This window comes from Nocardia sp. bgisy134 (assembly GCF_965341865.1).
GTDB lineage: Bacteria > Actinomycetota > Actinomycetes > Mycobacteriales > Mycobacteriaceae > Nocardia.
The window spans coordinates 779,525-802,797 of sequence record NZ_CBDQZP010000001.1; the positions used below are offsets into that span (position 1 = coordinate 779,525).

General features: G+C 67.2%; 11 protein-coding genes and 6 pseudogenes. 3 read left to right on the forward strand and 14 right to left on the reverse strand.

Annotated elements, in window-relative coordinates; genetic code table 11:
• Window positions 1-139: 139 nt before the first annotated feature.
• From ACRWNM_RS03495 to ACRWNM_RS03510, 4 genes and pseudogenes are all read right to left on the reverse strand, one after another.
• Window positions 140-4,161, reverse strand: a pseudogene (locus tag ACRWNM_RS03495) (TIGR02680 family protein).
• Window positions 4,158-5,410: pseudogene (locus ACRWNM_RS03500) on the reverse strand (TIGR02678 family protein). The pseudogenes ACRWNM_RS03495 and ACRWNM_RS03500 overlap by 4 nt, the downstream one beginning before the upstream one ends.
• A 36-nt stretch (window positions 5,411-5,446) precedes the next feature.
• Window positions 5,447-6,973, reverse strand: coding sequence for a TIGR02677 family protein (locus tag ACRWNM_RS03505; protein ID WP_431963359.1), 1,527 nt, complete (start codon window positions 6,971-6,973; stop codon window positions 5,447-5,449).
• Between the two features lie 55 nt (window positions 6,974-7,028).
• Window positions 7,029-8,243 carry a TIGR02679 family protein gene (locus tag ACRWNM_RS03510; protein ID WP_431963361.1) on the reverse strand — a complete coding sequence of 405 codons (1,215 nt, stop codon included), beginning with the start codon at window positions 8,241-8,243 and terminating at the stop codon, window positions 7,029-7,031.
• Window positions 8,244-8,443: 200 nt separating this feature from the next.
• Here ACRWNM_RS03510 and ACRWNM_RS03515 point away from each other — a divergent pair.
• Window positions 8,444-8,653, forward strand: a pseudogene (locus tag ACRWNM_RS03515) (helix-turn-helix domain-containing protein); the annotation flags it as partial.
• Window positions 8,638-9,243: pseudogene (locus ACRWNM_RS03520) on the forward strand (IS630 family transposase); the annotation flags it as partial. The pseudogenes ACRWNM_RS03515 and ACRWNM_RS03520, both read left to right, overlap by 16 nt.
• 250 nt (window positions 9,244-9,493) lie before the next feature.
• Here ACRWNM_RS03520 and ACRWNM_RS03525 read toward each other — a convergent pair.
• The 6 genes and pseudogenes from ACRWNM_RS03525 to ACRWNM_RS03550 all read right to left on the reverse strand — a co-directional run bounded on the left by ACRWNM_RS03525 (window position 9,494) and on the right by ACRWNM_RS03550 (window position 16,083).
• Window positions 9,494-9,871: a hypothetical protein gene (locus ACRWNM_RS03525; RefSeq protein WP_431963616.1), complete on the reverse strand. Its 378-nt coding sequence runs from the start codon at window positions 9,869-9,871 to the stop codon at window positions 9,494-9,496.
• A 14-nt stretch (window positions 9,872-9,885) separates the two neighbouring features.
• Entirely contained in the window at window positions 9,886-13,347 is a 3,462-nt protein-coding gene (locus ACRWNM_RS03530; RefSeq protein WP_431963363.1) for a hypothetical protein, read from the reverse strand.
• Between the two features lie 370 nt (window positions 13,348-13,717).
• A pseudogene (locus ACRWNM_RS03535) lies at window positions 13,718-14,035 on the reverse strand (radical SAM protein); the annotation flags it as partial.
• A 459-nt stretch (window positions 14,036-14,494) separates the two neighbouring features.
• Window positions 14,495-14,944 carry an iron chaperone gene (locus ACRWNM_RS03540; RefSeq protein ID WP_431963365.1) on the reverse strand — a complete coding sequence of 150 codons (450 nt, stop codon included), beginning with the start codon at window positions 14,942-14,944 and terminating at the stop codon, window positions 14,495-14,497.
• 84 nt (window positions 14,945-15,028) lie between these two features.
• On the reverse strand, window positions 15,029-15,634 hold the full coding sequence (locus ACRWNM_RS03545; RefSeq protein WP_431963367.1) for a glyoxalase: 606 nt from the start codon (window positions 15,632-15,634) through the stop codon (window positions 15,029-15,031).
• 92 nt (window positions 15,635-15,726) lie between these two features.
• On the reverse strand, window positions 15,727-16,083 hold the full coding sequence (locus ACRWNM_RS03550) for a VOC family protein (RefSeq protein WP_431963369.1): 357 nt from the start codon (window positions 16,081-16,083) through the stop codon (window positions 15,727-15,729).
• 322 nt (window positions 16,084-16,405) lie between these two features.
• Between ACRWNM_RS03550 and ACRWNM_RS03555 the strand changes: the two genes are divergently transcribed.
• Window positions 16,406-19,198, forward strand: a complete 2,793-nt coding sequence (locus ACRWNM_RS03555; RefSeq protein ID WP_431963371.1) for an ATP-binding protein — start codon at window positions 16,406-16,408, stop codon at window positions 19,196-19,198.
• 531 nt (window positions 19,199-19,729) lie between these two features.
• Here the strand turns inward: ACRWNM_RS03555 and lipA are convergent.
• From lipA to ACRWNM_RS03575, 4 genes and pseudogenes are all read right to left on the reverse strand, one after another.
• Complete coding sequence (lipA, locus tag ACRWNM_RS03560; protein ID WP_431963373.1) at window positions 19,730-20,770, reverse strand: lipoyl synthase; 1,041 nt, start codon at window positions 20,768-20,770, stop codon at window positions 19,730-19,732.
• 83 nt (window positions 20,771-20,853) lie between these two features.
• Window positions 20,854-21,609, reverse strand: a pseudogene (gene lipB, locus ACRWNM_RS03565) (lipoyl(octanoyl) transferase LipB); the annotation flags it as partial.
• A 116-nt stretch (window positions 21,610-21,725) separates the two neighbouring features.
• The gene (locus tag ACRWNM_RS03570) at window positions 21,726-22,247 is read right to left on the reverse strand and encodes an N-acetyltransferase family protein (RefSeq protein WP_431963594.1); all 522 of its coding nucleotides are present in this window, start codon (window positions 22,245-22,247) and stop codon (window positions 21,726-21,728) included.
• A 306-nt stretch (window positions 22,248-22,553) separates the two neighbouring features.
• Window positions 22,554-23,147, reverse strand: coding sequence for a DUF4291 domain-containing protein (locus tag ACRWNM_RS03575; protein ID WP_431963375.1), 594 nt, complete (start codon window positions 23,145-23,147; stop codon window positions 22,554-22,556).
• Between the last annotated feature and the right edge of the window lie 126 nt (window positions 23,148-23,273).

The window sequence follows — 23,273 nt, forward strand, 5'->3', positions numbered from 1 at the left end:
GGCGACTGGATCGAACCTGCCCGCATCCTTGCGGGACATCGTCACCATCACTGACTGGCGAATCCGCGCGGGCTCGGCTTCGATCCCGAGCCCCACACATCGAGCACCGCTTACGGCTGCGCCGACGGCAGCGCCGTGCTCACGCTGGCAGTAGCTCGTCCCCATTCCACGTGAACCTCGCCGTAGTCACTGCGTCCTGCCCATCCCCGGTGATGATCTGGTGGATTCCGATACCGCTCAGCTCCGAGTATGTGCACCATTCGTGGTCCGACGTCAGCACCAAGTCCAGGTCCAAAGCCGAAAGCAGCGCGAAGATCTGGCCGCGGTTAGCGGTGTCCACGCCCACGAAGACTTCATCGAGCATGATCACGCGGGGTGCGCTGGGTGTGGATTGGTAGTGGGCGGCGACCGCGGCGAACAGGGGGAGGTGCAAGGCTATCGCCTTCTCGCCGCCGGACAGGGCGCCGTGGAGTTTCTTGGTCAGCTCTTGGAAGCCGTCACCGGAGCCGCGGTCGACCTTGACGATGAATTGGTGCCATTTGGTGTAGTCGAAGACCTGGGTGAGCTGTTGCTCCCAGCTGGTGGCGGTGTCGGCGGCCTTGGCGGCTTCGATGCGCTCACGCAGGAATCGGTGCAGGGATTCTCGGTCGGTCTCGGTCAGTCGCGCGGGGTCTTTGAGCAATAGGTCGCGCGCGGCCTTGGTGCCGGGCGGCAGGTCCTTGCCGACTTGCCATACGAGTTCGACCGCGACGTTGGACGCGGTGCGCACCATACTGAGCCGGGCGTTCATGCCGTCCACGAGCTCGTTGGCCTGCCGGATGCGGGCGGCCAGGTGGCGGCGGGTGTCGCCGGTGAGGGTGTGGTCGAACAGGCGGCGTTCGTGTTCGGTGATCTCGTTCTCGGCCTGTTTGGCTTCGTCTTCGATGATGCGCAGTAGTTCGGCGCAGCCCACGCGCACGCCGTCGATGATCGCGGCGAATACCTGGACCTCGCCATCGGATTCGAGATCGAGGTCGGCGCGGGTGCTCAGGGCGGTGCGGCATTCGTGGACCGAGTCGGCGAGTCTGCGCATCGCCTCGCTGATGTTCGTCGGTGAATGGGGGATGGTCGGCCAGGCCGCCGAGATCATCCGGGCGGCGTCGAGCGTGGCCCGCACGCCCTCGGATGCGGCGAGGGTCGCGCGGAATTTTGGCAGATCGGAGAATCGGCCGTCCTCGGGGAAGGTGCCGCTGGCCAGGTGCCGAAACCGCAGCGCGAATTCGTCACGGGTCGCGGTCGCGGTGTCGCGGGCCGCCAGGTCGGTGGTGCGCTGGGAATCGAGCTTGCCCAGCCGGTGCGCGAGATCGGTCAGGGTGGCGCGGTCGGTTTTGATCGAATCGTTGAGTGCGCGGACTCGTACGCGCACTTGATCGATCCGGGTCAGCGTCTCCTGGTAGTCCTGCCCGGCGGATTCCTCGATCGCCGCGAGTTCGGCTGCGGCGCGGCGGTATTCGTCCGCGGCTGCGGCGGCGGTCTCGGCGGCGGTGGTGGCGTCGGCCGCGGACTGTTCGGCGGTGGCGGTGGCCGTGTCCGCGGTGCCGCGGGCAGCGCGCAGGTCGGCGTGGGAGTCCAGCCACGCACCGGCCTGACCGGCGAAATTCTCGATGGCCTCGACGACGAGTCCCAGCGCGGGACGGTCGGTGGGCAGCCCGGTCTCGGCGGCGGCGACTGCCAAGGCGTGTTGGGTTTTGCGCACCTCGCCCTCGCGGGTGGTGAGTGTGGTCGCGCGGTCGCGTACCTGCGCGTCGGCGGTCGACAGCGCCGATTCCGTTCTGGTGAGCTGTTTCTCGGCCGCGTCCACTGCGGTGAACCCCGGCAGGTTCGCTCGCTCGGACTCGATGAGTGCGCGGTGGGCGGCGCAGTGGTCGAGTTGTTCGCGCAGTTCGTCGAGGCGGCGGTCGTGTGCGGCGATCTCGGTGAGCAAGCGCTGGATGCGGGCCTCGCGGGCCTTGGCTCGGGTCGATGCTCCGATGAAGGCGGGGTGGTCCTTCGACCACGAGCCGGTCACGGTGGCCAAGCGCCAGGCGCCGTCGGCGGCGACGGCGTCGCCGGGCAGACGTTCACCGAACGCGATGCTCGACAGCAACCGGTGCACTTGCTCGGGCGCGACGTCCGCGCAGGGCACCGGGACCAGCACCTCGGCGAGCGAGCGGCCGGGAACCGGTTCGACCGCTGCAGGATCGGCGAACAGATCGTGGCCCGTCACCTCGCCGCGTGCACCGACCCACGCGTCGAGCAGCCCGCAGGACTCCAGCGCGCTTCCACGCCCGCCGCGGTGCGGGGCGCGAGACCGTCGGCGAAATCGATCAACTGCCACAGCGGTGCGCCGGGACGTCCCGTGCGGTCCGCGGTGCGCCAGTGCGGTGGCTCGGGTGGGATGTCGTGTTCGCGGGCCAACCGATCGCGTTCGTCCGCGCAGGTGTCGCGCAGCACGGTCACGGCGTCGATCTGGTTCTGGTGCACAGTCTCTCGCCGGGTCAGCTCCTGCAGCCGCAGGGTCGCGGCGCGATTGGCCGCTTCGACCAGCGCGGGCCGGTCCTCCGCCAGCTCGGCTATCGCGTCCGGGTCGTCGAACGACAGTGCCTCGCACGAGGCCGCCCAGGAACGCACGGCCTCGCGCAGTGTTTCGAGCTCGGTTTCGAAGGCGCGCTCGGACTCCGCGTGTTCGTGTTCGGCCGCGAGCAGTGCGGCGCGAGCCTTGTCGAGGTCGGTTTCGGCGTCGGTGCGGCGTGTGATGGCGTTGTCGTGGCGCGTGAGTACCGTGAGCATGTCGTCGACCTGGCCGCGCTTGGCGCGGACGGCGGCGCTGAGCAGTATCCGGCTCTGCCGGGAACCCGGGTCGGCGGCGAGCTCGTCGTGGATACCGGTCATGCCCGCGCGGCGAGCCGACTGCCCGGCCTCGATTCCGGCGGTGGCCACCGTGCGTTCCCATTGCTCGACGGCCTGGAGTGCTGTGGCGTGCTTCGCCCCATCCCGCTCGGCCCGGCTGAGCAGCTCGGCCGACTTTGCCTCGGCGTCGGCGGCCCATCGCCGCGCTTTCGCGGTCTCGCGGCGGCGGTCGTCCAGTACGAGGCCCTTCTGGTAGGCGGGCGACTTGATCAATCCCTCGCGCTCGCCTTCGGCGACCGACAGATCGGCTTCCGAGTTCCCCACGCGCTCAAGGGTTTCCAATTCGAGCGCCGCGATCCGCTCGTACTCGGCCGCGGACGACTTCGCGGCCTCGGCGAGTTTGTCCATCTCGGTGGTCGCGGCGCTGAGGGTCGCGGCCGCGGAACGCAATACCCGCTGCGCGTAGGTTTGTTGCTGGCGGGCCAGCTTTCGGGTGGCCGCCACCTCCTCGCCCAGGCGGGCGAGTCGTTCGCGCTGGGCGTCGAGACGCTCGAATCCCTCGGCCAGGTCGGCGATCTCGTCTCGATCGAGCGGGGGCAGCGCGCTGGACAGCAGCGACGACAGCAGGGCCGGGTCCAGCCGCTGCGACAGTTTGGGTGTGCGCAGTTGCAGCAACGCGGTGATCAGCGCGTCGTAGCGGTCGGCTCCCATGGACGGGAACAGGGTCGAGCGCACCGCCGCCCGGTAGTCCGCGGCGTTCTCGTGCACCGTCCCCTGCTCACCGAGCCGCTCGGCGAGGGCCGCCTTGGTCAGCGGGCGGTTCGCGTCGGTCAGTGCGAGGGAATCAGGTGCGTCCGGGTCCGAGACGCGCAGCGCGGTGGTGAAGTAGTCGGCGTGCACGGTCGTCGTCCGTGAGGTCGCTTGCAGGCGCGCCCCGCAGGTGAACCACCGGCCCGGTTCGCCGGGGAACCGGAACTCCAGCCACACGTACCCGACTCGGGTGGCTCCGGAAGCGCCTTCCCCCATGAGATTCCAGTGCATGGTTCGCTCATTGGTGCCGAAGGTGGACAGCCGGTTCGCCCGCAAGTTCGCATCGAACAGGAAGGGCAACAGCAACTCGAGCGCCTTGGACTTGCCGCTGCCGTTCGGTCCGCGCAGCAGCAGACGGCCGTCGTGGAATTCGAAGATCTCGTCGTAGTAACGCCAGACGTTCACGATGCCCGCCCTGGTGGGTGCCCATCGCGGTTCCCGTTCGGTGGTGGGAACGAGGTTCGGCAATGCGGTGACGGTCATGAGGGGTCCTCGGAAGCTGTGGACGTGCGAATACCGGTGACGCGGTAACGGGCGGCGGCAGGGAGAGGCACGACGAGGCCCGATGCGTGGGTGCGGACGAGTCCGAACGATCTCAGTACCACCAGTGCGTCGGCCACCAGTTGCCGAGCGCCTTCCTCTCCCTGATAGGTCCGCGCCCAACGTGGGAATTTCGTCAGCAGGTCGGCGGCGGCGCGACGCAACTGCTCGTCAGTGGCAGGACCGGACATCGTATCCAGCAGGAGCAGGGCGGCGACCTTCGCCGTCGCGGCATCGTCGGGGAAACGGGAGTCGGTGGCGATGCCTTCCGGATCGACGAACAGCACACCCTCCGCACGTTCTTCGAGCACGAAACCACCCTGGTCGGCGGCTCTGCGCAGGAGTTGCCTGCCGGTCGGGGACGCCAGATAGGCGCGTTCGTCGGCGGTGAGATCGTCGAAATACACGACCGGGTCGTCGACCAATCGGCGGAACACACTGTGCCGCAACCACAGATTGCGCTGAGTTTCGGAGATGCCGGAGGTGTCGGTGTGTTTGCCGGGGTCGCTCGCGGGCCCGTACCGGCGCTCCCGGACCAGTTCGGCCAGTAGTTCGTCCACGCGCAGAGGTACTTCCGACGCCGGGATGCCGAGCTGGGATGGTCCGGTTGGCGCGGCGAGCAGCCGCAACAACAGTGTCGTGTCGACACGGAAGAGGACTTTCGCGGAATCGGAATCCACATAGGAGTCGGTGACGCCGTCGATCACCTGGAGACGCCGAACGACTCCAGCAGCCGCAGGACATCCACGAACGCCATGCGGTGGGTGCGTGCGGCGGAGTCGAAGCCGGCGAGCAGCGGGTCCTCGGCGGTGGCGGCCCGCACGCGGCCTGCCAGCAAGCCGATCGTCGTCACCGGCGCGGCGAAGAGCTCGGCGGCGGTGACACACAGCAGGACGTAACGCAGTCTGTCGAATTCGGCTCTGCCGGATCGCATCCTGCGAGCCGGTCGGGTCGGGTCGAGTGCCGCGCGCACCTTCACCAGCCGGGCGTATCCCAGGCGCGGCTCCACAATGAGCGTCCATCCGCAGTAGTAGTCGAACCACTTCGCGATCGGATCGCGCCGCCGACGGACGATGTCGAACAGCTCCGGCGCGTCGCGCTCCACGATCAGCGGAGCGGCGAGCAGTTGCCGCACGCCGCGGGCGACCTCCGTGCGTTCGGCGATGACCATCTGATTGGTGAGGTCACTCATCCGCGGCCCTCCGGCGTCGTTCGCCTGGTCCGGCGTTCACGCGGACACCTCGGAGTGCCTGCCGCCGCCGCGGACGATCTCGACGACGTAGTCGGGTCCGCGGAAGACGCCGCGCGGGGTCGTCAACTCCGCGATCGCGCCATCCGACGGTGGGCGGAGCGCGATCTCGACACGACCGTCGGATGTACTGCCGCGCCGCACGCCGCCCGAACCGGGTGCGCAGGCCAAAGCCCGGCCGAGGAGCTCGAGCAGCCGCTCGAACACGCCGTGCTCGAGCTTCCCGAACGACGAAAGCCGCACGGCACCACCGGTGTCCAGCATGTCCCACGCCGCCTCCAGTTCCGCGCGTTCGATCGCGGCGCGGGCCTTACGCTCGGCTCTGATCGCGGCGACGTCGGGAATCCCTCCCGTACGGCCGTAGCGTTCGGTGCGGCCGGAGGCGCGGAGCAATGGGGAGACTTCGACGGCAGGCGCCGACGTCCACGATTCCGTGTAGCCGACCAGCTCGGGGTCTTCGTGCGCCAGGTGCGCGTGTCGCGCCGATCCGAGGCCGAACACCGTCGACCACAGGCGGTGCAGATCGTCCTGGTCGGGCAGTATCGAGAACCAGCGCGCCAGCTCGCGGAAGTCCGATACGGCGCTGCTGGAACGACGACGCGACTCGGTGATCCGGTCGAGCACCTGCAACAGGGAGACGATGGCCTTGCGTCCGACGACGCGGAGCTGGTCGATGCGCGGCGCCGCCCCGTCCGTCGGGAGGAACCACGCGCGCAGTCCGTCCCAGCGTGCGCGACGCTGCTCGAGCCACGCCGCCGCCGGATCGGCTCCCGTGAGCCGGGGCAGATCGGCGCCGAGCAGAGCACACTGATGGACGCGGGTGACTCCGTGGTCGTCCACCGCCTGGATTCGCGAGGCGATGGTCTGCGTGCGGTGCTCGATATCGGTCAGGAATTCGCGCAGGTAGGCCACGGTGGCGGCCTTGACCTCGTGGAAGACCGTGAGGTCGACGCCCTCGTCGCGGAGCAGGCGCTGCAGTTCGCCGTTGAACTGTTTGGTGTTGCCGCGCAACGCCTCGAGGTGGGCCTCTAGTTCGGTGAGTGTGGTGAACACGCGGCGATCCGAACCCGATTCCAGCTCTCGCAGCAGATCGGCCAAGCGGTCGGCAATCGCGTCGAGGACCGCGGTCTGCAACGCGCCGGTCGAAGCCAGGACGGTCATGGCATGCGCGACTCCGGCGAAGGCCGCCTCACCCTGTTTGGTCAGTGAATACTGCAAGTTGCGGCGTTCGTATTCGGCTGCGGTGCGGTAGTTCTCGGTGTGGTTCTGGACGATGTCCACTAGGTTCCAGTCACGCAGTTGCCCCAGGGCGTGGGTCAGGTCGTCGTCCTCGATGGCTTCGAGCCAGCCGACCGTGCGCAGCCGGGATCGGACGTCGTCGATTCCGAGGGTGGTTTCCATCCGCTCGTTGGCCTCGCCGAATGCATGGAGGATGGACACGTACAGGCCCGCGCGATCTCCGGTGGTGAACCGGAACATCTCGGGTGGCACCCGAATCGGATCCATGGAACCTCCCCTCGACTGACGGTCAGCAGCAACCATAAGCGCGGGGACGGACATCTCACGGTGCTATGTCGGCCAGAAGTCGATCGATGATGCGCTCCTGGGGCAACGCTATCCCGGATCGGCTGATGTGGTCGGACAGCTCGGCATCCCACGGCACAGGCGTCATCCGGCCCGCCGGCGGGCCTTCGCTGCCGACCGCGGACAGGTAGTCTTCGCTGGTCATACGCCATGGGATGGCATCGAATCTCGCGACGAGGTTGGCTGCGATGCGCAAGCCTTCACCATCGAAATCGCCATGGTAGTGCAGTTTCGCGCCCGCGTTCGACAACAGTTCCAGCATGACGACGGCGGCGCTGCTCGGCCAGCCGGATGTACACACCATCGGCGGGCAGTGCGGACCGAATCGGGTAAGGGCCGTCGCGAGAATGCTGGGATTCTCTACGACCCAGACGGTCTCGGCGACCTCGGGTACTCGGCAGATGGCGCGGAGTTGCTGCAGACTCAGTACTGCGGCGAGGCCGGAGTCGGCGCAAGTCCGCAGGATGCGGCCGACGACGGAGTCACCATCGGTGATCGGCAGTCCTGCGGTCAGCACCGTCGAGGACAGTTCGTCGTCGGAGATACCCGCCTGCGCCCACAGTTGCCGCAGGCCGATCGCGTCGGCGGGAGGTTGCGCGTCGTAGAGGGCGGTCAGCGCGCGAACCACGATGGTGTGCAGGCGGGAGCCGTCATCGAGCGCGTGCGGGTTTCCGAGCACATTCGCCGCGAACACGGGTAGCTGTACTCCGGTGCCGGGCAGCTCGTGTAGGACTCGCAACGCACGGTCGAGCTCGGTCTTCGTGCGCGACACCGATCCCGCGATCAGACCGTTGCGCCGCATCGCCTCTGCCCATGTCGCCAGGGCGGGCTGGGCGCGTACCACATCATGATCCGTGAGCCACTCCCACAACAGATTTCGCTCCGCCATCGCGGCTGCCCGCTCCGCGGACCGGTCCGGGATCGGGCCGCTTCGATACTCGAGCGCGGTTCTGGTGTCACAGCCGGCGATCTCGCGCAATGCGCTGTCGATGGTCGCGAGATGCACGGTCGCGTACTCACCGGGCAGGCGAGCGAGCCCGAGCAGGTCGGCCACCGCCGCCTGCTGCATGGCGGTCAGGGGGCCCACGCGCACTCGCTGAACCGCACGACCCGATGAGAAGCGTTGGTACAGCGCCTCCCACAGCGGCGCCAAGTCCGGAGATAGGCGAGCTATCGCACGCTCGGCGCTCATCGCGTGGGCCCGGTGCAATCGGCTCCGGTTGTATGGGTCATGGTGAGCAATTGTGGTCCGCCGGTCGCGATCCCGTCGGCACCTGGCCCTTTCCGGAAGAGGGCCGCGAACCCGCCCGGATCGCGCGGCGTAGTCAGCAGCCGGTGCGGATGCGGCGTGCGATCGTGGTGATGGCCTCGGCTCAGCATCAGCCGGTGCCGATGATCGCGAAGCTGATGCAGGTGTCGGAATCGTATGTGCGGCAGGTGATCCACGACTTCAACGAGAGGGGTTTCGCTGCGCTGGACCCAAAATGGAGCGCGGGCAGGCCGGCGAAGACCGATCAGGCGACGCGTGATCGGATCTGTTCCATCGCCCGGTGCTGCCCGCGTGATCTGGGCTGGCAGTTCTCCACATGGAGCTTGTCGAAACTGGTCGAGGTATTGCGGCACAACGATATCGCCGACATCAGCAGGGAACACTGCGGCAGATCCTGCGCGCCGTGGGGGTGTCGTGGCAGGCCACCAAGACCTGGAAAGCCAGCAACGAACCCGAGTTCAGCGAGAAGCTGGAGCGGGTGCTCGACTTGTACGACAATCCGCCTGCCGACGGGCGCGTGGTCTGCGTGGACGAGTTCGGGCCGCTGAACCTGCAACCCCGCGCCGGGCGCGGCTGGTTTGGTCGGCGAACACCGAAACGGCTGTGTGCGACCTACAACCGCATCCAGGGCGTGCGGCACATGCTCGGTGCGCTGGATCTTCGTACCGGGCAGCTTTACTACCGCATCCGCGACCGCAAACGCTGGACAGAGTTCCTGGCCTTCCTCGAGTCCCTGCGCCGACGGTGGCCAGGTCAGAGGTTGTATCCGGTCGCAGACAACTATTCGGTCCACAAACGCCGCGAGGTGCGGGAATGGTGCGTCGGCAACGACGTGGAATTGGTGTTCTTGCCGACCTACTCGTCCTGGTTGAACCGCATCGAGTGCGAGTTCTCCGCGTTGCGGTACTTCGCACTCGGCGGCACCGACCACCGCAGCCACGGCGAGCAGGACGACGCGATCGGCGCCTACATCCGCTGGCGTAACCAACACGCCGAACCCATCCGCGACTTCGCCGTCGGATCCAAGATCCGACACCCCGATTACCTACGAAGGCTGCCTGACACGGCACTAGCCACAGTTCCGTCCGTTACATCCCGCGGTCCTCGACCAAGGCAACCAAGAATTTTCGATTCAATACGTTGTGTCCCAACGCCTCCTGTCGGGTGCAAGCTCAGTGTGGTCTGTTCGTCAATTGCGAATACGCTCTCTGGCGTGCATCCGGACCGGGGTCGGCGGCGAAGTATCCACTCGATTCGATGTGCGACAAGAAGTCATCCTCCGGCGCAATGCCGTACTTCTCCAGGTAGTAGCGGGTGGCTGCAGTCCATATCCATTCGCCATCGGTCTTGTATATGCGCGGAACCACTTTTCCCTTGGTCGGGTCGATCATATCGATGGATTTTCCGTTCGCAGCCCGAATGACGGCTCCGCCGTGGAGGAAGCCGAGTATTCTCTCCTTGGTCGCCGGGTCTGTTATTTTCCGCCGGGAGGAGATCACGGGTGTGCCTGATGAATCCACATCATCGAATAGGCGTGCAATTCTGGCCACGATATTCTCCTTCTCTACTTGCCCTTGGGTTCGAACAGTACCCAGTTGCCGTCCGGTGGGTCCTTCGCCTGGTTCTCGCCGAGAACCGGATCCCATACTTCGGTCGCGACCACGATATGTCCGTCCTCGCCTGTCCATGCGATCTCGTTGGGGGCCCATACTTGTACGCCCAGCTCGTTGGCAAGGTGCTGGGCGAAGGGGTCCGCACCCTGTCCGGTTTCGCAGGACAGCAAACGGATGGGCTGGCCTTTCCATTGCGGGTCGGCTCGGATCAGTGCGGCAAGGTCGGCGGGTGAGAGCTCGTCGTCACCGATCCCTACAGCGCTCGGATCTCCGTGCATGTCCACCGTATAGAATCCTTTGGCGGGTATCACCCAATGGGCATACTCCCGCATTTCCGTGTCTGATTCCTCATAATAGGATCGCCCGGCCGGTGTGTTTTGTCCAAGATCGAAATATTCTTGCAGCCGTGGACTCAATGGCGCGGCTGGGGTCACCGGTAGCGGCTGAGTCGGATAATCGTGGACGGGTTGGCCTGAACCTGTCTGGTTGGTTCCATCAGGAGGCAGGCCGTGCGGGCCCGGTTGCGTCCTTCCGACCCGACCCGCTGGACTCCCTGACGGATTGCCCTGGCCGGTTGGAGGTTCGGAAGTCCGGCCGGTGCGTGGATCTGGGGAGGCCGGGTGCTGGTCCGGTTTTCCGATGTCGAAGTTTCCCGGCGAGTTTTTACTCGGTGTCGTGGGTATGTCGGTGTGGGTGAAGTTGTTCGGTTGTTGTAGTTGCGCAGGGTTCTTCGTGTCGGCGGTCGAGGGCTGAGTTGGAGACTCGGGGCGCGAGCTGGTTGGGGTGGTCTCGGTGTTCCAAGGGTTGGAATTGGGGTTGTACTCGGCTTGTTTGAAGCGGTCCTGCCATTCCTGGTAGGTGCGCTGGTAGGGGTTCTTCTTGGTGGGTTCGCCTGAATGGGGTTCAGGCGCTGAGTGATTCGGGTTGATGTGGTTGGGGTGAGAGGGGGCGTTCGAGAGGGGTGCGCGGTTGTCGGGGAGATTGGCGAAAGGTGAGCGGTTCGGTGTCGGGGTGGACTCTGGTGTGCGGTTGCCCGGCAAGCTGGTGAGAAAGGTTTGCTGGTGTTGGGGTGCGGGGTGGGCGGCTTTACCAGGGTGGTTCGAGTTGTCGGTCGGATTCGAGGGGAAACCCGGTTTCGTAGGAAGGCCGGGTTGTACAGGAGAGCCGGGATTCGGGCGCGTCGGGGTGTCCGGGCCGATGGCGGTGTTCTGGGGGTTGGCCGTACCCGGGAAGGTGGGTTTGGCGGGAATGTTGGCGGGTGAGGCGTTGTCCGGGCGAGACGGAGGTGTGTCGGAGCGGTGGGTTTGGGGAATGTTCTGGGGGCTGGGTTGGGTGCGTTGGGGTGCGTTGGTGGTGGGGGATCCCGCGGATGCGCCCGGGTCGCCGGTGATGGGAAATTGCTGCGGGGTGCGGGTGGCGGCGTCTGTAGGGGTGTTGGTCGGGAAGGACGTTGGCGGGCTGGTTGTGGCGGGGGTGGAGGTAGCGGTGGAGGCGGTGGTGGTGTCGATGAACGCCGGGTTGGTTGTCGAGTTCTGGGTGCCTGCCGTCGGAGTGGTGCCGGTTGGTTGGCTGAGGCTTGACGGTGTCGACAAGGAGCCGGGTGTCGACAAGGAGCCGGGTGTCGACGGAGACGATGGCGTGTTCGGCGTCGACGGAGTGCTCGACGTGGGTGTGCTGCTGGACGGTTGGCTGATGCCGTCCTGATTGGACGGCATCGCGGGCGAGGCGGGGTTTGCCGGGGTGACCGGCATTGATGGAGACGCCGGGGCGGACGGAGTTGTGGGCGTGCCGGGGGAAGATGTGGTCCCGGAGGGCGGGTTGGTGGTATCGGTGCTCGTCGGGTTCGACGGGGTATCCGGGCGGGCTTGGTTCTGATTCTGATCGGTGGGGGTGTTCTGCTGGGGGGAGGGCTGCGAGTCTTGCTGATGGGTCGGCTGTTGGGGCGGCTGGTTGGAGGGGTGCGAATCTTGCTGATTCGACGGCTGCTCTGGCTGCTGGCTGGACGGCTGCGAATCCTGTTGCTGGGATTGCTGGGACGGTTGCGTGTCCTGGCGGTTGGAGGGATCGTCGGTGTGGTCGGGCCGACTCGAGGAGGTGTCGGTGGCCTGGTCGGGGTTCTGGTTCGACCCGGTCGACCCGGTATCCGGAGGTTGTTGCGACTGCGGCATCTGTGACGACTGTTGGGGCTGAGACTGCTGCGGGGTGTCCTGGTGCTGGGACTGCTGAGACGGCGACTGCTGGGATTGTTGATTGGTGCCGGAGGGCTGGGTTTGCGAGTCGTCGTCGGTACCGGCAGGGTTGGTCTGGTTGCCCTGACTCTGATTCGGCTGACTCGACTGGTTCTGCTGCTGGCTTTGCTGGTTCTGGTTCTCCGAATCCTGCTGGTTCTGGTTCTGCTGGCTGCTCTGGTTCTGGCTGCTGTTGTTCTGCTCGTTGCCGTTGCCGTCGTTCTGGTTGTCGTTGCCGCCGGTGTCGTTGCCGCCGCCGCGGTTACCGGCGTTCTCCAACCCGCTCTGACCGGCACCGGCCAGCGACGAGGTCAACGTCTCGGTGGTCAACACCTCGGAAAGATCGAACGGTTTGTCGTTGAGTGCGGCATCGGTCGCCGCGCTGGCGACTTCGCCGACCAGGCTGGCCCCGACCTCTTTCGCACCATCTTTCAGGGCGTTGGTGATCGGGTTGCCGCCGTTGCCGTCACCGCTCCCGCCGCCGAGCAGGCCTTCGGTGGCGCCGCCGACTCCGGCGGTGATCAGGTTCTTACCGGAGTCGATCCACTCCTGCTTCGACAACGGATCCCGCCGATCCGCCGCGACCTGCGCCAGTTTCAACCCGATGTCGAGGACGGCTTCCTCGAGGACCGCTTCCCACGCTCCACGCAACGCCGCACGCCCGGCGGCTTTCAACGCTGCCTTGGAGATGATCTTCTGCAGCAGCTTCTTCATCAGGATCCGCAACGTGATCCGAGTCGCCGTCTGTGCGGCGGCCGCGGTCGCCGCACCCGCGGGCGCGCCCACCCCGGTGGCCATCTCGGCCAAGGCCGCAGCCATTTCGATCGCGAAGATCACCAGTGAGGCGATGATCACCAGCTTGGTGTGCTCGATATCGGCAGCGCCGTCACCGATCTGATCGGCCAGGGTCTCGATGTGTTCGATCAGGCCTTCGAAGGCGCCCTGCCCGCCCCCGAGCTTGTCCCAATGTTGTGTCAGGGCTTTGCCGGTCTCACCGTCGAGGGATTGGATGGCCTGCTGAACCACCCCGGTGGCTTCGTCGTCGAGATCGCGCAGCGTGGTCGCCAGCCCCGTCCACGCCGTCTCCACCCGACGCATCGCCGTCTCATCACCCTCGGGCCAATCACCCGCGCCCACAACGTATTTCGCTGCCCACTGCAACGGTTCCGGAATCTCGATACCCACCCGAAAACCCCTCCCGCAACCGCTCGAACCGTGCTGGGCCAAAAATTACCGACAACCCACTAGACGCGCCGAAACCGGATACGGTTCCACCGTACGGTGAGCTCGGTGAGAAACGGTCGAGTCCGATCCCCGCCGAACTGCCCCGCAGAGCCGTGTCCAGATCGGCAGGCAGCGATCGCGGGCCACGCTTGATCAGGCGCCCGAAGCTTGTCCGCCGCCACGGAATCCGATTCGATCGTCGTCGCCCGGGAACACAGATGTAAGGATCGGTGGCGATGTCGGCGACTGGACGACCTCTGTCCACCCGACCTGGTTGCAGCAAGCCGCTGACTGTTCGCGGTCAGTCCGGGCCGGGATTGCGGTCCGCACACTTCGTCACCAGCCCTGCTTCGCGGGCCGCGGTGAGGACCGCGAGGGAGCGCTCGTAGCGGAACGCCGGGCGGATGCGCTTGAAGATGCGGGGGACCGTTTCGAGGTTGTGCGCCAGGACCTCCGGGCGCGAGGAGAAGACTTCGGCGAGTTGGTCGGGGTCGGCGTTGAAGTCGGGGATGAGGAGTTCGACGCCGGTGTTGGGGTTCGAAGCTTTGATGGCGCGGACGGTTTCGGCGTAGAGCCAGGCGCCGCCGTCTTCGAGGTCGTCGCGGGCGACGCCGGTGATGGTGGAGTAGCGCAGGCCCATGGCCTGGACGCGGAGGTCGTTTTCGCCAGACTCGACACCGGGATCCCCGCGGTGCCCAGCTGCTCGCGGATTCGGTCGGCAAAGTTGTTGAAGCGGGTGGCGACGCCGATGTCGCCGGGTTCGACTCCGCGGGCGATCGATTCCTCGGCGGTGGCGACGATCCGCGTGTGTTCGTCGCTCTGCGTGGTGCATTCGTGCAGGACGGGTGAGGGACCATCGACCTCGGACCGGCAGCCTGCGATCGAATCGAGGCTCTCGTCCATGGCATCGATGGTTTCGCCGAGCATCAGACCGAGGTACCAGCTCCGGATATCCGCGGTGGTCCGATAGTTGACATCGAGCTTGGTCGATCTGCTCGCAACCGACGAGGGTACTGCGAGGGAAGCTCGATCGTTGCCCGAAACGGCTGGGCCGTTGGTGGAAGCGCGGGCCGACCTGCCACCGGAGACGGTGGCAGGCCGATGGCGCTCAGCGGGCTGCTTTCTTCACCAGCTCGCCGATCATCGCTTCGTCGTCGGCGGTCAATGCCGCCAGCGCGAACGACGTCGCCCACAGGGTGCCGTCGTCGAGGTTCGCCTTGTCCTCGAAACCGAGTGTGGCGTAGCGCGACTTGAATTTTTCCGCGCTGCGGAAGAAGCAGACGACCTTGCCGTTCTTGGCGTAGGAGGGCATGCCGTACCAGAGTTTCGGCGTCAGCTCCGGTGCGCTCGCGGTGATGACGGCGTGGATTCGTTCGGCGAGGACGCGATCGGATTCGGTCATTTCGGCGATCTTCGCGAGCACGTCCTGCTCACCGTCGGCCTTGGTGGCGCGGGAACCGCGGCGGGCGGCTGTCTTCAGCTCTTGGGCGTGCTCTTTCATCGCGGTGCGTTCTTCGTCGGTGAACGCGACCGCGGACTTGGTCTTCGTGGTGGTCATCAGCCGGAATCCTTCTGTGTCAGTGGTTGATAGCGATGGTCTCGATGGGGGGACCGGTGTAGTCGGGGCCGTCGACCCGGGACGTCAGACGGTCTCCCAGGCGAACCCGTCGGGGTCGGTGAACGTCTCGGCCTTGGTGCCGATGACGATTCGGTGCGATCCGGTGCCGTCCGGTGAGACGCCGGCGTCCTTGGCAGCGGCACGGCGTCCGTAGAGGGCCAGCTTGACCGGCGACCCCGGGGCGGTGAACTCGACGTACTTGCTGCCGAAACTCTTCCCGACGGTCAGGCCGTGGTCGATGTAGAACTGCTTGCTTGCCTTGACGTCGTCGACGCCGAGCAGCAGCACGACGTCGTCGACCGCGCGGGTGGCGGGGAGGGTGTTCTTCTTCTGCGAGGTGGCGATCTTCCAGATCGCCCCGTCGGGGGCCTGGACGACGCCGCCGTATCCCCAGAAGCTCTTCTTCGCCGGCTTCACCGTCGTGAAGCCGGCGTCGAGCGCGGTGCCGACGAGGCTGTCGACGGTGCTGGGTTCGGACACCACCAGCGACACGATGAATCCACGGAATCCGGTCGTCGGCGCCGTCGCGGCGCGGACTCGCACCTTGTCGCCCAAACCGAAGGCGGCGTCGTAGATCTCGGCGGCCCCGGGCTCCGGTGTTTCGAGGGTGATGTAATCGATGGAGGTCATGGCAGTTCCCTTAGGTTTGTAGGTGTCTGGGGTGGGTGCCCTGGATGCCCGGGGCGGTGAGGTGTTGCTGATGGTGGTTCGGTGGTCCGTGCTCATCGGTCCTGAATGAGGCCGAGGACGTTGCCGTCGGCGTCGGTGACGGTGGCGACCCGACGGCCGCCGCCGACCTCGCGCGCGGCCTCTTTCACGGTGGCGCCCGCGGCGGTCAGGTCGGCCAGCTTGGCGTCGATGTCCGGTACATGCCAGTAGGCCACCGAGATGGTCATGCTCTGCGGTCCGCCGCCCGGGACCAGTCCGATGTGCTGGCCCCCGGCCTCGAAGCCGACGTAGTAGGGCGAGTCGGTCTGCGGCGCGACGCCGAGCAGTGCGGTGTACACCGTCTTTGCCGCCGCCAGGTCGGACACCGGATGCAGCACGGTCTTGATTCCCTGGGTGGAAGAGCTGGTCATGATCACTCCTGAATGCGTGGGTCCCGATTGGTGAACCGGACGTATTCACAGCTTCTCTTCCGGCGGCCCCTGCCCACATCCGTGGCGACCACGGAACCGTCCACGGATTGCCCACGGATCACGGACAGCCACCACGGACCGACCGCGGACCAGGCCCTGTCTCGAAGTCCTATCCGGCGCCTCCGCGGCCCAGATCGCGTTGCCATCTCGCCGACGCAACCCCGGTCTCGGGCGCCCAGCCGCGATGTGAGCCACGGATGCATCCGGCCGAATTTCTAGGCAGGGCCTAGGATCACGACGCAGCGATGGAAGATTGAGGGTCATGACGGTAACGGTGGAGATCTCGGCGCGGGAAGCCGAGGTGCTGGCGCTGGTGGGGGAGCATCTGAGCAACGCCGAGATCGGTGCTCGGCTGTTCATCTCGGTGCGCACCGTGGAGAGCCATGTGTCCTCGCTGTTGCGCAAGCTGGAGGTTCCGGATCGGCGGGCGCTCGCCCAGCACGCCTCGAAGTCGGCCGGTGCCGGACGGTCGCGGACGGCTCCGGTGCTGCCGACGCCGCTGACGTCGTTCATCGGACGGACGCGCGAGCGCGCCGAGTTGCTGGCGATGCTCGAGCAGCATCGCCAGGTGACCGCGGTCGGCCCAGGCGGAGTGGGCAAGACCCGGCTCGCGTTGGCGGTTGTCGCGGAGGCGGCTGGTGCGTATCCCGATGGGGTGTGGTTCGTCGATCTGGTACCGGTCACCAACCAGGACATGTGCGTGGTCGCCGGTACGGTTGCGCTGGCGCTCGGACTCGGGGAGCAGCCGGGTCGTGGCATGGACGAGTCGGTGCTTGCGGCACTGGCCGACCGGCGCGCCTTGCTGGTGCTGGACAACTGCGAGCATGTGCGCGATGGGGTCGCGCTGTTCGTCGAACGGCTGCTCGCGGCCTGTCCCGGGGTGACGGTGCTGGCGACCAGCCGGGCCCGGCTGATGGTGCCGTTCGAAAGGGTGTACCCGGTCGCGCCGATGTCGCTGGCGGGCGCGGGCGATTCGGATGCGGTCGCGTTGTTCATGGACCGCGCCGCGGCGAGCGGCTGGCCGCCGAATCACGCACTGCGCGAACAGGTCGCGGTGTTCTGCGAGCGGCTGGATGGGGTGGCGCTGGCGATCGAGCTGGCCGCCGCCCGCTGGACCACATTGGGGCTGGACGGCCTCGAAGCCGGGCTGTCCGACCAACTGCGGATGCTCGCGGGCGGCTCCCGCGCCGAAGACCGGCACCGCTCGGTGCGGGCGGCGCTGGACTGGAGTCATGCTTTGCTGGATCCGGACGATCGAATGCTGCTGCGCCGAGTGTCGGTGTTCATGAAGTCGTTCGGCATCGGGGCGGCGGCGCAGGTGGTCGAGTCCGAGAAAGGCGTGGTGGCCGACGGATTGGCTCGGCTCGCCGAGCAGAGCCTGCTGGTGGTGACGGCCTCGGCGAGCGGGACCGAGTACCGGGCGCTGGAAACCATCCGGCAGTACGGGATGGAGCAACTCGCCGAGGCCGGTGAGCTGGTCGACACCCGGTCTCGGCACGTGCGCTGGTGCGTGGTCGAGGCCGCGAACCTGGCGGAGGTGGGAGAGGGAAGGCGCGCACGGTTCGACGCGGTGGCCGACGACTTCCGTGCCGCGATGAGCTGGGTGGCCGAGCGGCCGGAGCAGCGCACGGACGCGCACCGGCTCGCCCGGCACCTGGCAGATCTGCTTTTCAGCCGTAACCTGATCGGCGAATCCCAGATGCGCTACGAGCAGGCAGCGGCCCTCGCGGACGATACGGCCGCCGCCTTGATGCTGCGTCACGCCGCCGCCGCGGCCGGATGCCAGATGCGCGGCGACGATATGTATCGCCTGAATCGTGCGGCCGCCGACGCCGCCCACCGGTCCGGCGACACCGCCGGGGCCGCCCGCGACCTGGCGACCGCCGCCGCCAACGCGTACCGGTTCTCCAGCAAGTTCGTCCGCACCCTGCCACCGGAGGAGGCGAGCGCACTCATCACGGAGGCGAGGCAGCTGGCGGGCGACGACCCCGCCGCGCTGGCGGCGGTGGCGCTGGCCGAGGCGGGGCGGGTGCTTACCGAGGCTCTCACCGCCCAGCTTCCCGCCGCCGATGCCGTACCGGCGATCGCGTGCGCCGAACGCGCGGTCGAGCTGGCGCGCCGCACCGGCGACACACTCGCCGAGTCCGCCGCACTCGACACGCTCGCCGGCGCCCAGAGCTGGGCCGGTGACACCTTCGCTGCCGCGGCCACGGCGCGGCAGCGAATCACGCTGCTGGAGTCAGCATCTCCCACTCCGGCCGCCACTCACGAGCTGATCGAAGCGCTCGGCGAAGCTGCCGAGGCCAGCCTCGGTGCGGGGGACCTGCCGGGCGCCCGCCGGTGGGCGCGGCAACTTGCGGAGCACCCGTTGCTGGCCGAGGTCGGCCATCGTGCCACCAGTTGGCTGCTGGTAGTCGAGGCATTGGTGGGCAATGTCGGCGAGATACTCACCCACGGTGTCCGGTTCCTCGAAGCGTGGCAGCGGGCAGGCAGCCCCGCCAAGGAGATTCTCGGTCCGGCGGTGGCCGGTGTGGTGATGATCCACGACCTGCGTGACGACCACGACGCACGCAACGAATGGGAAGCGGTCCTGCGTCGAATCGGCGCCTCACCGTGGCACACCCATGGCTACGGCGCGGTCTTCGACACGCTGGCCATGCTCCATCGCGGGCAGGCGCAGGAGGCGCTGCACCGGATGTCGCCGGAGCCAGGGGAGGTGTGGAGATGGGTCACGTGGATCTGGCTGCACTGGTATGTGGCACTGCGGGCCGAAGCCGCCGTACTCGCTGGGAGTCCTGACGCAGGCGACCGCGTGATCGAGGCCAGGACCATCGTGGCCGGGAACCCCGTCGCCGTCGCCATCGTGGACCGAGCCGACGCGCTGCTCGCTCGCGACCGGCGGCGACTCCTCGCCACAGCGGATGCGTTCGACGCCGCCGGTTGCCGCTACCAGTCGGCGCGGACCCGGTTGCTCGCCGGCGGTGACCACGCCGCATCCGGCGCGGAAGCGCTCGCCGATCTCGGCCTCGCCCCGATGGCGCCGCTCGCGTGGTAGGCCCTTGTCGCCCGGTTCCTTTCACGGTCGAGCAATTAGTTGGGCCGGTCCCGGACGCGGGCTCGGACCGCCATGTGTGAGCTGAACCAATCCCGATGAATGTCGGGATGGTGCTCCCTCCGGCGGACGACCACCCCGTTCGATGTCCGTCGAGTGGACAACGCAGATTCTGATCCTGTGGAGATGCTGATCGCGCTGAACCCGGATCCGGGTCTTCCACATCATCACTCGCTCCGGCCTACCGGTCGCCGAACTGACGGGGGCAGAACGCGACAGAGCCGAACTGGCTGCCCGACAGACGATGGTCGCGCTGACCAGAGCACGCGACTACATCTGGGTCGGTGTTGTCGACAACCAAGTTCGGCCACTCTGACCATCCGCCGGTCGAGAGCTCCCACGGCGCCGACGCCTTCCGCGGCTAACGAGGAACTGTGTGATGTTCTGGCCGACTCGCTGTCTGCGCGTCCGGGCTATGCGTCACCGCGACGGTCGGGAATACCCCGCGGTACGCGTACGCTGCGGACGACCAGATCAACTCCCGAAGCGGGCGAGGACGGAGGAGGCTTCCTGGGAAGCCGTGCCTTCCTCGGCGAGATGGGCCATGGTGGGGGCGATTTCGCGACCGTGGTGGGTCATGGCCTGGGCGTAGAGGCGTCCCGCTCGGTAGGACGAGCGGACCAGCGGACCCGCCATGACTCCGGCGAAGCCGATTTCTTCGGCGACCTTGGAGTGCTCGACGAATTCCGCCGGCTTGACCCAGCGGTCCACGGGATGGTGCCGCGGGGAGGGACGGAGGTACTGGGTGATGGTGAGGATGTCGCAACCCGCCTCGTGCAGATCGCGCATGGCTTGGGTGACTTCCTCTGGCGTTTCGCCCATACCGAGGATGAGGTTGGACTTGGTGACCAACCCTGCTTCGCGGGCGGCGGTGAGCACCGCAAGGGAGCGCTCGTAGCGGAAGGCCGGGCGGATGCGCTTGAAGATGCGGGGGACGGTCTCGAGGTTGTGCGCCAGGACTTCCGGGCGCGAGGAGAAGACTTCGGCGAGTTGGTCGGGGTCGGCGTTGAAGTCGGGGATGAGGAGTTCGACGCCGGTGTTGGGGTTCGAAGCTTTGATGGCGCGGACGGTTTCGGCGTAGAGCCAGGCGCCGCCGTCTTCGAGGTCGTCGCGGGCGACGCCGGTGATGGTGGAGTAGCGCAGGCCCATGGCCTGGACGCTTTCGGCGACGCGGCGGGGTTCGTCGCGGTCGAGGGCGGCGGGTTTGCCGGTGTCGATCTGGCAGAAGTCGCAGCGGCGGGTGCACTGTTCGCCGCCGATGAGGAAGGTGGCCTCGCGGTCTTCCCAGCATTCGAAGATGTTGGGGCAGCCCGCTTCTTCGCACACGGTGTGCAGACCCTCGCGCTTCACCAGGCCCTTGAGTTCGGTGTACTCGGGGCCCATGGTGGCGCGGGTGCGGATCCACTTGGGTTTGCGCTCGATGGGGGTTTCCGCGTTGCGGGCTTCGATGCGCAGGAGTTTGCGGCCGTTGGGTGCGGACGCGCTGTGCGGTGTCGGGGTGTCGACTGAGGTCACTGCATCGACCTTACGCCTCGGGTGTCGCCCGCTTCCGGGGTGGCGGTGGCCGTGCTGCCGACCGCCTCGACGCCCGCGGCTTTGGTATCGCCTGCGCCGGTGGTTCCGTCGGCGGCTTTGGCGTCGGCGGGGCTCAGCGCGGCGCGGGGGAGGTTGTGATCGCTGACGGAAAGCTCGCCGTCGAGTGCGCGGACGATCGCGTCGGCGACCAGCGGCTTGATCTCCGCGACGGTGACTTCGCGCCCGAGTTCGCGGGTGAGGGTGGTGACGCCCGCGTCGCGGATGCCGCACGGGACGATGGCCCCGAAGCCGTCCATGGAGTTGCAGTTCAACGAGATACCGTGCAGGGCAACGCCGCGCTGCACGCGCACGCCGATGGCGGCGATCTTGCGTTCGGGGTTCCAGTCGTCGGCGGGCAGCCAGACACCGGAGCGACCCTCGACCCGGCCGCACACGAGGCCGAGGTCGGTGCACACCGAGATCAGCGCCTCCTCGAGGCGGCGCACGTACTGGACGACGTCGACGGGCTCGGCCAGCCGGATGATCGGGTAGCCGACGAGTTGGCCGGGGCCGTGCCAGGTGATCTTCCCGCCGCGATCGACCTGCACCACCGGGCTGCCGTCGATGGGCAGATCTTCCTCCTCGGTGCGGCGGCCCGCGGTGTATACGGAGGGGTGTTCGAGGAGCAGCAGGCGGTCGGATCCCATGCCCTCAGCGCGTTCGGCGGCGATGGTTCGCTGCACGTCCCAGGCGGAGTGGTAGTCGATGAGACCGAGATCCTCGACGACGATCGGGGTGCGATCGAAGCGGGCGGACCGGGTGGTGCGCGTGTCGTTCACGTCGTTGACGGTACGCCCTGCGATTGCGAGCTCGTCAGGGACTCGGTGTGCGGTATGCCACACGCTTGCGGGGCGAGCCGTCGGTAGAGAGATGGTGGTCCGCTGGAATGGCGGCTTCAGACTTCGACCGGCAGCGTCAGCTGCATCAATGTCAGGTCCATCCATCGGCCGAATTTGTGGCCGACTTCCGGCAATTCACCCACGACGACGAATCCGAATCGCTCGTGCAGCGCGATCGAACCGGTGTTGCTGGATTCGATGGCGGCGATCATGGCGTGCACGCGACCGGATCGGGCGGCGCGGTCGATCAATTCGGTGAGCAGGGCGCTGGCCAGGCCGCGGCGCTGGAAGCGGTCGGCGATGTAGACCGAGTTCTCCACGGAGTAGCGGTATCCCACCTTCGGCCGCCACTGGCCGTAGCTGGCGTAGCCGGCGACTTCGCCCTTGACTTCCGCGACGAGGACGGGCATGCCCGCGGCGGTGCGGGTGCGGAACCAGGTCTTGCGCTCGTCGATGCCGACTTCGTCGATGTCCCAGATGGCGGTGGAGGTGGCGATGTTGGCGTTGTGGATGTCGAGGACCGCGGGCAGGTCACCCTCGTGCGCGTCGCGGATGACGGTGGCGTGGCGGGTGTCCATGGCGGTCAACGAGGTTCTCCGTGGTTCGGTGAAGGAGGTCGGCATTCCCCGCGCAGTGTGCGAGGTGTTTGCCGGTGTGGCCTTCCGGTTGGTGTTCGAATCCGATCATCGCGCGTGCCGGAACGCCCGGCAATGCGGGTTCGGTCACCTGCTGTCCGCAGTTGGTCCGGCGGCCGCTATCGCCGTGAGCGCTTGTGCGGTCCCGTGGCCGCGCGGGACTGGCAGCCCGCCAACGCGAGCGGGTGCAGCCGCAGTTCCCCGAAGCGCTCCTGGCCTGGAGGTGGGACCGCCTGCGGAAGACCACGGTCACGGACGAAGATGCGCCAGCAGTTCGTCCGCGGCGGGGTAGGGGCGCTCCTGGGGCAGGAGCTTGGCGGCAGAGTCGAGGTCGCCGTCGTTGACCAGCGCGTGAATCTCGCGGGCGAGTGGAGTCACGTCGCTGATGTCGACTGTCAACTCGTCCGCGTAACGTCGCACGGCTTCGCCGCAGAGCCCGAGTTGCAGAGAGCGGTACGGGAGGGGCCGCAGGTGCAGATCGCGCTCGGGATCCCACTGGACTCGGGCGGGCGAGCCCTTCAGCTGGCGTTGCCAGGTGCTGCGGTCGGAATGCAGCCCGGGCTTATAGCTGGACAGGCATGCATGCCGCAATGCCCAGTCGAAGCCGTCACGTGAGATCTCCACGGCGAGGACGGTCTCTTGATCCGGCTTCGTACCCCAGCCGCAGCGGTACATCATCCACAGAAATGACGGCTTGATCCACGTCATCCGGTCGCGTTTCCATGCCGCCGGGAAGCGGCCGTCGCGGAGGGCGGGCCCGCCGATGACCGGGGAGTACGCCTGGTAGACGGTGACGGTGGATTCCGTGTGGAGCGCGCGAATCCTGTGTTGTGGTTCTTCCATGCCGAAGAGCGTGCCGCCGATCGACTCGGTTGGCGATCGAATTTCGCCCGAGTAGCCGTCCGCATAGCTCCGACCGCGCCCCAGGCAGGCCGGTCGGCTCGAACGTATCCTCCGCCACATCAGCAG